Origin of the sequence: Delftia sp. WSY_22 (assembly GCF_043104185.1) — a bacterium.
Taxonomy (GTDB): domain Bacteria; phylum Pseudomonadota; class Gammaproteobacteria; order Burkholderiales; family Burkholderiaceae_C; genus Comamonas; species Comamonas tsuruhatensis.
This window is the reverse complement of record NZ_JBICKN010000014.1, coordinates 1-12,998: the sequence shown is the minus strand read 5'-3', so window position 1 is coordinate 12,998 and position 12,998 is coordinate 1. Positions and strand designations below refer to the sequence as shown.

10 protein-coding genes are annotated in these 12,998 nt (G+C 68.3%); 6 read left to right on the top strand and 4 right to left on the bottom strand.

The genetic code is table 11. The features are described from left to right. Positions 1-11: 11 nt before the first annotated feature. Entirely contained in the window at positions 12-947 is a 936-nt protein-coding gene (locus ACF8NF_RS08180) for a LysR family transcriptional regulator (RefSeq protein ID WP_047470973.1), read from the bottom strand. A 138-nt stretch (positions 948-1,085) separates the two neighbouring features. Here ACF8NF_RS08180 and cysK point away from each other — a divergent pair, with 138 nt between their 5' ends. Beyond that, the gene (cysK, locus tag ACF8NF_RS08175) at positions 1,086-2,003 is read left to right on the top strand and encodes a cysteine synthase A (protein ID WP_392450416.1); all 918 of its coding nucleotides are present in this window, start codon (positions 1,086-1,088) and stop codon (positions 2,001-2,003) included. A 61-nt stretch (positions 2,004-2,064) separates the two neighbouring features. Here cysK and ACF8NF_RS08170 read toward each other — a convergent pair whose 3' ends face one another. After that, a complete protein-coding gene (locus ACF8NF_RS08170) occupies positions 2,065-2,973 on the bottom strand; it encodes a LysR family transcriptional regulator (protein ID WP_016453118.1) in 909 nt (302 codons plus the stop codon). A gap of 105 nt (positions 2,974-3,078) precedes the next feature. On the opposite strand from ACF8NF_RS08170, the gene ACF8NF_RS08165 reads away from it, so the two are divergent. Both ACF8NF_RS08165 and ACF8NF_RS08160 read left to right on the top strand, forming a co-directional pair. Beyond that, a complete protein-coding gene (locus tag ACF8NF_RS08165; protein ID WP_016453117.1) occupies positions 3,079-4,293 on the top strand; it encodes an MFS transporter in 1,215 nt (404 codons plus the stop codon). A gap of 301 nt (positions 4,294-4,594) precedes the next feature. After that, a complete protein-coding gene (locus tag ACF8NF_RS08160) occupies positions 4,595-6,451 on the top strand; it encodes an ABC transporter ATP-binding protein (protein ID WP_016448059.1) in 1,857 nt (618 codons plus the stop codon). On the opposite strand, the gene ACF8NF_RS08155 is transcribed toward ACF8NF_RS08160, so the two are convergent. After that, the gene (locus ACF8NF_RS08155; RefSeq protein WP_016448060.1) at positions 6,448-7,194 is read right to left on the bottom strand and encodes a GntR family transcriptional regulator; all 747 of its coding nucleotides are present in this window, start codon (positions 7,192-7,194) and stop codon (positions 6,448-6,450) included. The two genes, ACF8NF_RS08160 and ACF8NF_RS08155, sit on opposite strands and share 4 nt — an antisense overlap. Positions 7,195-7,291: 97 nt before the next feature. On the opposite strand from ACF8NF_RS08155, the gene pcaB reads away from it, so the two are divergent. The 3 genes from pcaB to ACF8NF_RS08140 are packed head-to-tail and all read left to right on the top strand — an operon-like array spanning position 7,292 to position 11,149. After that, positions 7,292-8,674, top strand: a complete 1,383-nt coding sequence (gene pcaB / locus ACF8NF_RS08150; RefSeq protein ID WP_392450413.1) for a 3-carboxy-cis,cis-muconate cycloisomerase — start codon at positions 7,292-7,294, stop codon at positions 8,672-8,674. Between the two features lie 44 nt (positions 8,675-8,718). After that, complete coding sequence (locus ACF8NF_RS08145) at positions 8,719-9,711, top strand: tripartite tricarboxylate transporter substrate-binding protein (RefSeq protein WP_012203368.1); 993 nt, start codon at positions 8,719-8,721, stop codon at positions 9,709-9,711. A gap of 4 nt (positions 9,712-9,715) precedes the next feature. Next, positions 9,716-11,149, top strand: a complete 1,434-nt coding sequence (locus ACF8NF_RS08140) for a lyase family protein (RefSeq protein ID WP_203399966.1) — start codon at positions 9,716-9,718, stop codon at positions 11,147-11,149. A 5-nt stretch (positions 11,150-11,154) separates the two neighbouring features. Here ACF8NF_RS08140 and ACF8NF_RS08135 read toward each other — a convergent pair whose 3' ends face one another. Continuing rightward, positions 11,155-12,111: a tripartite tricarboxylate transporter substrate binding protein gene (locus tag ACF8NF_RS08135; protein ID WP_016448063.1), complete on the bottom strand. Its 957-nt coding sequence runs from the start codon at positions 12,109-12,111 to the stop codon at positions 11,155-11,157. Between the last annotated feature and the right edge of the window lie 887 nt (positions 12,112-12,998).

Genomic DNA, 12,998 nt, shown 5'->3' with positions numbered 1-12,998 from the left:
CGGCCTCGGGCCTAGCCGCCCAGGCCGCTGCCCGGCAGCCGCGCCACGGCCTGGCCGTGGTTCAGCGCAAAGGCGGCAGCAGTCTCCTCGGCCGCGCGCGCCACCACTTCGGTCAGCGGGTTCTGGTGGTCATTGCGGTAGCAGGCCACCAGCGGCAGCGAGGGGAACTCCCGGTCCACGCGCAGCAGGCGCAGGCGCTGCTCGGCCAGCTCGCGCTGGATGATGGCCGGCGGCACGGCGGCCACGCCCAGGCCGTCGCAGACCACGCGGATCATGGTGGCCACCGAGGCAATGCAGTTCAGGTGCACCGAGGCACTGCTTTCGGTGGAGAACAGCTGCTCGATCACCGCATAGGGCTCGGAGCCGCGCGCAAAGCACATGATGGGAAAGGCCGCCAGCTCGGCCAGGCTCAGGGTCTCGTCGCCGATGCCCAGCTTGGGGCTGCCCACCCAGGCCATGGGAAATTCACCCAGCGACAGATGGCCCACGCCGGCCGCCGTCACGGGCTTGGCCTGCAGCGACAGGTCCAGCTGGCCCTTCACCAATTGCTCGGACATGTGCAGCGTGGTGTCGCAGGCAATCTCCACCTGCAGGCGCGGATAGCGCTGCTGCAGCAGCGCCAGGAAATCGGGAAACCAGCTGTGCACGATGGACTCGATGGCGCCGATGCGGATCACGCCCGCATAGGCCTGCTTGTCCAGCATGTCCTCGCGCATCTCGCGCATGAGGCGCAGCATGCGCTCGGCATGGACCAGGGCCTTGGCGCCGTCGGCTGTGAGCGTGACCTCGCGCACGCCACGGTCGAACAGGCGCACGCCGAACTCCTGCTCCAGCGTGGCGATACGGCTGGAGACGGCGGCCTGCGTGGTGTACAGCCGCTCGGCCGTCATGCGGAAATTGCGCAGTTCGGCCAGCAGCACAAAGGTTTCCAGGAACCGTAGATTCATGCGGCGATGTTAGCCGTCCAGGCCATATCGATATAGCCCATGCATGGAACGCCTGCGTGCACAATGCTCCGTGACCGCGCACGCTGGCTGCGCAACACCCCGACTGTCCAACCACCACCCCAAAATCGCGGAGGTCCGATGAGAGCTGACAACATCCTGCAAACGATTGGCAACACGCCCCACGTGCGCATCAACCGCCTGTTCGGCGCCGGTGCCAATGTGTGGATCAAGTCCGAGCGCGGCAACCCCGGCGGCTCCATCAAGGACCGCATCGCGCTGGCCATGGTCGAGGACGCCGAGAAGTCCGGCGCCCTGAAGCCCGGCGGCACCATCATCGAGCCCACCAGCGGCAACACCGGCGTGGGCCTGGCCCTGGTGGCCGCCGTCAAGGGCTACAAGCTGGTGCTGGTCATGCCCGAGAGCATGAGCATCGAGCGCCGCCGCCTGATGCTGGCCTACGGCGCCAGCTTCGACCTCACGCCCAAGGAAAAGGGCATGAAGGGCGCCATCGCCCGCGCCCAGGAGCTGGCCAGCCAGACGCCCGGCGCCTGGATTCCGCAGCAGTTCGAGAACCCCGCCAACATCGATGTGCATGTGCGCACCACCGCCCAGGAAATCCTGGCCGACTTCCCCGAAGGCCTGGATGTGCTGATCACCGGCGTGGGCACGGGCGGCCACCTGACCGGCGTGGCGCGGGTGCTCAAGGCCCAATTCCACCAGCTCAAGGTCTTCGCCGTGGAGCCTGCCGCCTCGCCCGTGATCTCGGGCGGCCAGCCCTCGCCCCACCCCATCCAGGGCATTGGCGCAGGCTTCGTGCCCAAGAACCTGGACACCAGCCTGCTGGACGGCGTGATCCAGGTCGAGGCCGAACCCGCGCGCGAGTACGCACGCCGTTCGGCCCGCGAGGAAGGCATCCTGGTCGGCATCTCCTCGGGCGCCACCCTGGCCGCCATTGCGCAAAAGCTGCCCGAGCTGCCCGCAGGCGCCAAGGTGCTGGGCTTCAACTACGACACGGGCGAGCGCTACCTGTCGGTGGAAGGCTTCCTGCCGGCCTGACCGCCCTGCCCCCTGAACAAGCCAAAGGCCCTTCGCGGGCCTTTTGTCATGGCAGAGCCGTTCAGATCGTCAGGCCCTGAGCCAGGTGCCGCAGCAGCGCATCCACCTTGGGCAGCAACTGGCGGCTGCGCGGCCAGACCAGGTGCAGCGGCAGGCCATCGACTTCGGCGCCGGGCAGCAGCCGCAGCAGGTGGCCATCGCGCAGCGGCGCCTCAACCATCCACGTGGCCAGTTGGGCGATGCCGCAGCCCGCCATCACGGCAGCCACCACCGCTTCGCCATCGCCCAGCACCATGCGCGGCTGCACCGCAATGGCGCCGGCACTGCTCTGCCATGCACTCATGCCTGCATCGGTCCTTCCATAGGCCACGGCATCATGGCCGGCCAGTGCCTGCAGGCTGTCAGGCGCTCCGCGCCGCTCCAGATACGCAGGCGATGCGCAGAACACCAGCCGCTCCCGCCCCAGCAGACGCTGGCCCAGTCCCGCAGGCAGCTGCACGCTGCCGCCTATGCGCACGGCCACGTCGATGCCTTCGTCCACCACGTCCACGAAGCGGTCCGTGAACGACACCTGGGGCTGCACCGCCGCATGGCGCTGTGCAAACTCCAGCAGCAGCGGCATCACCTTCATCCGTCCGTACAGCGCCGGCAGGTCCACGCGCAGCCTGCCTGCGGGCTCCAGGTGCTCGGCGGCCAGCACCTGCTCGGCCGACTCCAGCTCGCCCAGCACGCGCACACAGGTGCGGTAGAAGGCCTCGCCGGCATCGGTCAGCCGCAGCCGCCGCGTCGTACGTTCAAACAGGCGCGTCGCCAGCCGGGCTTCCAGCCGGGCCACGGCCTTGCCCACGGCCGAGCCCGTCAGGTGCAGCCGCTCGGCAGCAGCCGTGAAACTGCCCGCGTCTGCGGTACAGACAAAGGCCTCGATGCCCTTGAGACGCTCCGAAGGAAACATGGCGATGGCGGCTTTCATTCAAGAATCAATTTCCAGTATCTGCAGAAAATTCATCCGAGATAAGAATTCACATCTTAAATAAGCTCGCGGGCCTGTTGTTTCTTTTCCCCGGAGTCTTTGCGCATGTCCCCTGCCCCATCCCTGAACCGCGATGCCCGCCCCTCCATTCCTGCCACCCAAGGCAAGGCCGCCACCGCCGTGCTGGCGGTGGCGGCTTTCGTCATCGTCACAACGGAGTTCCTGATCGTCGGCCTGCTGCCGGCGCTGGCGCGCGACCTGGGCACCAGCGCTGCGGCGGCAGGCCAGCTGGTCACGCTGTTCGCCCTGGTCGTGGCGCTGGCCGGTCCGCCGCTCACGGCCTGGCTGGCACCTGTGGGCCGCAAGCGCCTGTTCGTGGCCATTGCCCTGCTGTTTGCGGGCTCCAACGCGCTGGCGGCCGTGGCGCCCAGCCTGGGCGTGCTGGCACTGGCGCGCCTGCTGCCGGCCATGGCGCTGCCGGTGTTCTGGGGCACGGCCAGCGAAACCGCTGCGCAACTGGCAGGACCGTCACGCGCAGGCCGTGCCGTGGCCAGCGTCTACCTGGGCATTTCTGCGGCGCTGCTGCTGGGCATTCCCCTGGGCACGCTGGCCGCCGATGCCGTGGGCTGGCGCGGCGCCTTCGGCCTGCTGGCCCTGCTGTCGCTGCTGGTGGCCCTGGCCCTGCAATGGAAGATGCCGGCGCTTGAAGGCGCGCCCCGCATGCCCCTGGCGCAGCAGTTGCGCGTGTTGCGCACTCCCCGGTTCCTGGCGCAGATTGCGCTGTCGGTGCTGGTCTTCACGGCCATGTTCACGGCCTATACCTATCTGGCCGAAATCCTGGAGCGCGCCGCCGGCGTGGCACCCGCACGCGTGGGCTGGTGGCTGATGGGATTTGGCGCCGTCGGCCTGGCCGGCAACTGGCTGGGCGGGCGCTGGGCCGAGCGCCACGCGCTGAGAGTCACAGCGGCCCTGTGCCTGGTACTGGCCCTGGGCATGGCGGCCACCGTGCAGCTGGCCCAGGCCCTGCCCTGGCTGGTGGTCGCGCTGGCCGTCTGGGGCGTGGCCAACACGGCCCTGTACCCGGTCTGCCAGATCCGCGTCATGCAATCCGCACCCCAGGCGCAGGCCCTGGCGGGCACGGCCAATGTCTCGGCCGCCAATGCCGGCATTGCGCTGGGTGCCCTTTTGGGCGGATGGGCACTGCAGACGGCAGGCCCTCTGTCCACGGGCCGGGTTGCCGCCGGCCTGGCCATGCTGGCGGCCGTGGCGGCGCTGTGCATGGCACGCTCGGGGCGAGCAAGGCACGCGCACTGCGCATGATCCACTCCATGAAGAGCCAGGGCCGGCAACCGCAGCGGCGTGCATTGTTGCTGGCCGCTGCATGCTGCGTTGTCTGCTCGCGCACAAAGTGAACCGCCTCGGGCCTGGACAATCCGTACCGGCGCCGCGACCGCATCCCGGACCGCCGCCTGTGTGCAGCGCAGACGTGACGCCCAGCCCGGCGTAAGACAGTTGTGTGGAGATCTCTTACAAAACATGTTGCGCCCAAAGGTCATGCTGAACGCGCATCGGGCAAACCCGACTCTGGCCTACGATGGTCTGACCAAGGAGTAAAAAAATCTTGTTCGGTTTCTTTGAAAAACGCGTCCCGCCCTATCCCAGCGTCGAGCCCACGGTCCCGCCCAAGGGCTTTTTTGCCTTCATCTGGGCCTGCACGCAAGGCATGCGCGGCTGGATCGCGCTGCTGACCTGCACCTCGGCGCTGCTGGCCGTCTACGAGGCGGCGCTGTTCGCCCTGATGGGCCATGTGGTGGACTGGCTTTCCACCGTGTCGCCGGCAGGCTTCTGGGAGCAGCAGCGCGGCACGGTCTGGGGCATTGCCGCCATCCTCTTGTCCAGCGTGCTGCTGCTGGCCTTTCACACGGCAGTGATGCACCAGGTGCTGGCCATCAATTTCCCCATGCGCCTGCGCTGGGTGTTCCACCGGCTGATGCTGGGCCAGAGCATGTCGTTCTATGCGGACGAGTTCGCGGGCCGCATCACCACCAAGATCATGCAGACGGCGCTGTCGGTGCGCGAAGTGGTGTTCATGGTGGTCGATGTGCTGGTGGGCGTGAGCGTCTACATGATCGGCATCCTGGTGCTGGCGGCCAGCTTCGAGTGGCGGCTGATGATTCCGTTCGCGCTGTGGCTGCTGGCCTATATCGGCGCCTGCTTCTACTTTGTTCCGCGCCTGGGCAAGATCGGCAAGGAGCAGGCCGATGCGCGCTCCATGATGACGGGCCGCGTGACCGATGCCTATACCAACATCGCCACCGTCAAGCTGTTCGCCCACACGCGCCGCGAGGCAGAGTACGCGCGCAACGCCATGGACGCCTTCAAGTCCACCGGCTATGCGCAGATGCGGCTGGTCAGCCTGTTCGAGATCACCAACCACCTGATGATCACCCTGCTGCTGGTGGGCTCCACGGGCACGGCGCTGTACCTGTGGTCTGCCGGCCAGGCCAGCGCGGGCGTGGTGGCAGCGGTGATTGCCATGGCGCTGCGGCTGATGGGCTATTCGCACTGGGTGATGTGGCAGATGACGGGCCTGTTCGAGAACGTGGGCACCATCCAGGACGGCATCCTCACGCTGACCAAGCCGCGCACCATCGTGGACGCGCCCGACGCCAGGCCGCTGCAGGTCACGCACGGCGCCATCGCCTTCGAGGACCTGAGCTTTGCCTACAAGGACGGCGGCAAGCAGGTGATCGACCACCTGAACCTGCACATTCGCGCGGGCGAGCGCATCGGCCTGATCGGCCGCTCGGGCGCGGGCAAGTCCACGCTGGTGAACCTGCTGCTGCGCTTCCATGAACCCCAGGGCGGGCGCATCACCATCGACGGGCAGGACATCCGCACCGTCACGCAGGACAGCCTGCGCGGCGCCGTGGGCATGGTGACGCAGGACACCTCGCTGCTGCACCGCTCCATGCGCGACAACATCCTCTACGGCCGCCCCGATGCGACCGAGCAGGAGATGCTGGCCGCCGCGGACAAGGCCGAGGCCTCGGACTTCATCGCCACGCTGACCGACCTCAAGGGCCGCAGCGGCTACGACGCCCAGGTGGGCGAGCGCGGCGTCAAGCTGTCGGGTGGCCAGCGCCAGCGCGTGGCGATTGCGCGCGTGATGCTCAAGGACGCGCCCATCCTGCTGCTGGACGAGGCCACCAGCGCGCTGGACAGCGAGGTCGAGGCCGCCATCCAGCAAAGCCTGGACAGCCTCATGCACGGCAAGACCGTGATCGCCATCGCCCACCGCCTGTCGACCATCGCGGCCATGGACCGGCTCATCGTCATGGACCAGGGCCAGATCGTCGAGCAGGGCACGCACCAGCAACTGCTGGAGCTGGGCGGCATCTACGCCAAGCTGTGGTCGCACCAGAGCGGCGGCTTCCTCGCAGAGCAGGGCTCGGAAGCTGCCAACGCCAACGGCTAGACGCTCGCCAGATCCCGGTCCAGCTGCGTATGCAATGTGTAGCGGCTGGCCGGGTGCAAGGTCACACTGAGGTCCATCAACTCCCCATCGGTATCCAGGTAGCGGCGCACGATCTTCAGCGCCGCTGACCCGGCCGGGGCCTGCAATTCCTCCGACAGCGCCTCGGGAATGAGCGCCCCCACCACGGCCTGCCGCACCCGCGCGATGCGCAGGCCGTATTGCTGCTCCAGCAGGCTGCTGACCAGCAACTCGGGCGCGGCGCGCACGCGCTCGGCCAGCTCCTGCGTGTCAAAGCGCTGCGCATCCACATAGACCACGGTCCAGGCAATGGGCAGGTGCGGCGCTGCGCCGTCGCGGCGCAGGCTGCAGATGGCCAGCCAGCGGCTGCCGGCCGGGCAGTCCAGTTCGGCGGCCAGGTCCTGGTCCAGCACCACCTCCTCGATGCGCCGCACTTCGCGCACATGGGTGGCGCCGAACTGCACCAAGTCCTCCAGCGAGGTCAGCGCCTGGCGGTAGTGCGCATGGGGCTGCGCCGCCTCCACGCGCGTGCCGACCTTCTTGCGCCGCGAGACCAGCCCCGACTGCTGCAGCTCGGCAATCGCCGCGCGCACGGTGTGGCGGCTCACGCCATAGCGGTCGCACAGCTCCAGCTCGGTGGGCAGCAGGGCGCCCACGGCGTATTCGCCCGAGGCAATGCGCTCGGACAGGTCGCGCGCCACCTGGGCATAGCGTGTCTCAGCCATGGGCGCAGGCCCTCACCCCAGGCAAACCCGGATGTTCGTAATGTACGTACATAAATAAAAATATCGATATGTCCGAACTTAATTGCAATTGCGCACCATGACCCTTCCGTCCTTCACCTCCAGCACCGCCATCGATTCGCTGCTGTTCCGCGACGCCTTCGGCACCCCCGCCATGCGCGCCATCTTCGCCGACAGCGCGCTGGTGTCGCGCTACATCGAGGTCGAGGTCGCGCTGGCGCGCGCCCAGGGCCGCTGCGGCGTGATTCCGGCCGAGGCCGCACACGAGATCGCGCAGCGCTGCAGCCTCGAAGCGCTGGACTTCGAGCTGCTGCGCAAGGAAACCGACATTGTCGGCTACCCCATCCTGCCGCTGGTGCACCAGCTGGTGAAACAGTGCGGCGACGCAGGCCGCTACATCCACTGGGGCGCCACCACCCAGGACATCATGGACACGGCCACCGTGCTGCAGGTGCGCGATGCGCTGGACCTGGTCGATGCCGACATCGCCGCGCTGCGCACCATCCTGGCCGACCTAGCAGAACGCCACCGCGACACGCCCATGGCCGGCCGCACGCACCTGCAGCACGCCCTGCCCATCACCTTCGGCTACAAGGCCGCCATCTGGCTGGCCATGTTCGACCGCCATGCCCAGCGCCTGAAGGAACTGCGCCCGCGCGTGCTGGTGGGCCAGTTCGCGGGGGCGGCAGGCACGCTGGCCTCGCTGAGCGGCCGGGGCCTGGAAGTGCAGCAATTGCTCATGGAAGAACTGGGCCTGGGCGTGCCCTCCACCACCTGGCATGTGGCGCGCGACGGCCTGGCCGAGGCCGTGAATTTCCTGGCCCTGGTCACCGGCTCGCTGGGCAAGATCGCCTACGACGTGATGCTGCTGTCCTCCACCGAGTTCGGCGAGGTGTTCGAGCCCTTCGTCACGGGGCGCGGCGCCAGCAGCACCATGCCGCAAAAGCGCAACGCCATCTCCAGCGAGCTGATGCTGGCCGCCTCCAAGGCCGTGCGCCAGCATGCGGGCCTGATGCTGGACGCCATGGTCCAGGACCTGGAGCGCGCCACCGGCCCCTGGCACGCCGAATGGGTGGCCCTGCCCGAGAGCTTCGTGCTCTCGGCCGGCGCCCTGCACCAGGCGCGCTTCATGCTGGGCGGCCTCATCGTCGATCCCGAACGCATGGCCCGCAACCTGGACATGACCGACGGCCTGATCGTGGCCGAGGCCGTGATGATGGGCCTGGCCCCGCACACGGGCCGCCAGCAGGCGCACGACATCGTCTATGCCGCCTGCCGCAGCGTCAACGCCGAGGGCGGCACGCTGGCCGATGCGCTGGCCCGCCTGCCCGAAGTCACGGCCCATTTCGACCGCGCGGCGCTGCAGCGCCTCACCGACCCGCGCAACTACCTGGGCGAGGCCCCGCAGATGGTGGACCGCGCCCTTGCGCTGTCGCGCGCCCATACAGCCAGCGGCCGCTGACATCCCGGCCCAGGACAGAACACAGCACTACAGGAGACAACACCATGCCTTTCCATCTTCCCCGCCTGCCACGCCTGGCCCTTGCCCTGGCCGCCACCACCTTCGCCCTGGCCGCGCACGCCCAGGGCGGCTACCCCGCCAAGCCGCTGACCTGGATCGTGCCCTTCGCGGCCGGCGGCCCCACGGACGCCATGGCGCGCGACATCGCCCAGCGCACCAGCACCCAGCTGGGCCAGCAGATCATCATCGAGAACGTTCCGGGTGCGGGCGGCACCATCGGCGCGGCCAAGGCGGCGCGCTCGGCGCCCGACGGCTACAGCTTCCTGGTCGGCCACATGGGCTACATGGGCGCGGCGCCGTCGCTGTACAAGAAGCTGGCCTATGACCCGGTCAAGGACTTCGAGGCGGTGTTCCGCTTCCCCGACACGCCGCTGGTGCTTCTGGTGGGCAAGAACTCCCCGTACAAGACGGCCGAGGAGCTGGTGGCCTTCGGCAAGCAGAACCCGGGCCGGCTGAACTTCGGCAACGCGGGCGTGGGATCGACCTCGCACCTGGTGGCGGCGCTGTTCGCCAGCCGCGCGCAGATGGAGATCACCCAGGTGGCCTACAAGGGCGCGGCACCGGCCATGACCGATGTGATCTCCGGCCAGGTCGATGCCATGTTCGACCAGACCAACACCGCCCTGCCCCAGCTGGCGGGCGAGCGCATCCGCGCCATCGCCCTCACCTCGGACAAGCCCATGCCCCAGTTCCCGGGCGCCGCCGCGCTGGGCCAGAAGCTGCTGCCGGGCTTCGAGACCGCCACCTGGTACGGCATCTACGCGCCCAAGGGCACGCCGCGCGACGTGGTGCAAAAGGTCTACCAGGCCTATACCAAGGCCCTGGCCGACAAGGCCTGGACCGACAGGATGGCCGCCCAGGGCATACGCCTGCTGCCCGCAGATCAATACGCGCCCGAAGCCCTGGCCCGCCACACGGCCGCCGAGGTGGAGCGCTGGCGCAAGGTGGCAGCCGACGCGAAGATCTCGCTGGACTGAGCCCATGGACCAGACACGCACCCAGGCCCAGGCACAGACCCAAGCTCATACCCGCATCGAGCACGATGCCTTCGGCCCCGTCCACATCCCTGCCGACCGCCTCTGGGGCGCGCAGACCCAGCGCGCGCTGGAGCTGTTCACCATTGGCGAGGAGCGCTTTCCGCAGGGCCTGTACCGCGCATTCGGGCTGCAGAAGCTGGCGGCAGCGCGCGCCAACCGGCGCCTGGGCGTGCTGGACGACCAGCGCGGCGCGGCCATCGAGGCCGCAGCCGCCGAACTGCGCGACGGCCTGCTGGACGCGCATTTCCCGCTGACCATCTGGCAGACGGGCTCGGGCACGCAGACCAACATGAATGCCAACGAGGTCATCGCCAACCGCGCCAACCAGATGCTGGGCCAGCCCCCCGGCACGCGCAGCCCGGTCCACCCCAACGACCATGCCAATGCCTCGCAGTCGTCCAACGACAGCTTTCCCACGGTGATGCACCTGGCCACGGCGCTGGAGCTGCGCGACCACCTGCTGCCCGCCCTGGAACAGCTGCAGCAGCGCCTGCAGGAACGCGCCCTGGCCTTTGCCGGCGTGCTCAAGGTGGCGCGCACGCACCTGATGGACGCCGTGCCCATGACGCTGGGCCAGAGCTTCGAGACATTCGCCCACCAGGTGGGCCACGGCATCCACCGGCTGCGGGACACCCAGCCCCGGCTGTGGAGCCTGGCCCAGGGCGGCACGGCGGCCGGCACGGGGCTCAACGCGCCGGCCGGATTCGACCGGGTCTTCTGCGAGGAGATACAGGCGCTCACGGGCCTGGCGGTCACGCCCAATCCCTGCAAGTTCGAAGGCATGGCCGCGCACGATGCGCTCATCGAGGTCTCGGGCGCACTCAATGTGGTGGCCGGTTCGCTGGCCAAGATGGCCAATGACATCCGCCTGCTGGGTTCAGGCCCGCGCTGCGGCCTGGGGGAGCTGGTGTTTCCCGACGATGGGCTGAGCTCCTCCATCATGCCGGGCAAGCGCAACCCGACCGTGGCCGAGGTCGTGGTCCAGGCCGCCTACCAGGCCATGGGCCACCACCTCACCGTCACGCTGGCGGGCTCGGCCGGGCACTTCGAGCTCAACGTGGCCAAGCCCGTGCTGATCCACCACCTGCTGCGCGCCATGCGCGCGCTGGGCGACGCCAGCCGCGTGTTTGCCGAGAAACTGGTGGCCGGCCTGCAGGCACATACGGAGCGGCTGGAGCAGCAGGTCAGCCACTCGCTGCTGCAGGCCACCGCGCTCAACCCGGTGCTGGGCTATGACGCCGTGGCACGCATCACGCGCGAGGCCATGGCGCGCGGCATTGCGCCGCGCGAGGCGGCCGTGGAGCTGGGGCTGGTCACGGCGGCCGAGTACGACCGGCTGGTGGACCTGCGTGCCATGGCCGGGCTGCCGCCCGCGTAGCGGCCTCAATCCTCCAGGCCTATGTTCTGCACGATCTTCTTCTCGTCCTCGAACGCCTTCCTGGCGAACGCCGTGTACTCCTGGCTGCCGCGGAACTGCGTGCGCACGCCGTAGTTGCCGACGACCTGGCGGAAGGCCGGGTCGTCCATGGCGGCCTTGATGGCGGCTTCGAGCTTGCGCACGATCTCGGGCGGCAGGCCGCGCGGCCCGGCAATGCCCAGGGGCGAGGGCACATCGAAGGCATAACCGGCCTCGCGGAACGTGGGCACGTTGGCAAAGGCCTCGGGCCGCACCTCGGAGGCCGAGGCCAGCGCGCGCAGCTTGCCCGAGCTCAGGTACGGCAGCACCGTGTTGGCGTACACGCCGGACTTGATATGGCCGGCCATCAGCGAGTTCAGCGCCTCGGCATCGCCCTTGAAGGGCGCATGCGTGAAGCGTGCGCCCGTGGCCTGCTCCAGCAGCGCCATCACCACGTGGTTGGCCGTGAACTTGCCCGGCGTGCCGTAGTCCACGGCGCCCGGATTCTTCTTGGCGAACTCGACCAGGTCCTGCACCGTCTTGAACGGCGAGTCCTGGGGCACGGCCAGCACGAAGTCATAGGTCATGTAGGTGGCGATGTAGCTGAGATCGCGCACCGGGTCGTACTGCACCTTCTGGATGTGCGGCTGGCGGAAGATGCTCACGGGCGCCAGCGTCAGGCGGTAGCCGTCCGGCTTGGCCGATCGCATGTCCATCACGCCCATGGACGCGCCCGCGCCGGGCTTGTTCTCGATCACCACGGTCTGCCCCAGCTGCTTGCCCATGCCCTGGGCCAGCGCACGCGCCACCACATCGGTCACGCCGCCCGCGCCGTAGGGCACGACCAAGCTGATGGGGCGGCTGGGATAGCTGTCCTGCGCCCATGCTGCGCCCGTCATCAGGACCGATGCGCACATCCATGCGCCAAACACTCGTCTTTGCATTTCCATCTTCCTCAGAGGCTCACGACCATCGAACTTGCTGCTGTTCAATTTAGATGGATGCATGCCAACCATGGATTCGGGCAAGCCCGTAGCGTTGGGGCTTGTGGGGAAAACGCGCAGCGTGGGTGCGGGACTGATGGCTCTATAGCAGGGGGTGGCGTGGTTGCTTGGTTTGCGGGGGGTGGTGGGGTGTTTTTTTGCGCATTGTGGTGGGTGGGGCATGTCTTTGAGGCGACAGTCATGGGGCGTGTGCCCTCAGAGCGGCTGCCGTTCAGGGGTGCTTTTTTGTCCCTGCCGGGGGGTTGTTTTTCGAGGCCGGGTCTCGGCCCGGCGGCCGACCTACTTTCTTATCGCGCGATAAGAAAGTAGGCAAAGAAACGCGCCCAAATGCCCGCGACCCCTGCGCTTCGCTCCGGGGCAACCTGCGTCGTGGCGGTTGCGGGGTTCGCTGCGGAACTCGCTTTGCGCTTCGCGCGCCGCTCAGACAACCGCAGCGAGTCAGGTCACGAAGCAGTCCTGTCCTTCGGCAGGACTGCAACCCCGCAACCACCACGCCGCAGGCGCTGACATACGGGAGGTGGTGCGGGCCTTCGCTTCGCTCGGCCCCGGTTTGAAGCCGAGCGGAGCGATGGCGCCGGCTGTTGGCTGTTGGCTGTTGGCTGTTGGCTGTTGGCTGTTCCCCAGCCTCCCCCCTTCTGCCCACGCCTGCGTTGGGCGGGATGCGGGGTGGCAGCCCTGCCGAAGGACAGGGCTGCTTCGTTGTCTAGCTTGCCGCAGTTGTTTGAACGGATTGCGCCGCAGGCGCAAGGAGTGAGTTCTGCGGCACACCCCGCATCCCGCCCAACGCAGGTCGCCCGCAGCGAAGCGAAGGGTCGTGGGCAGTTCGG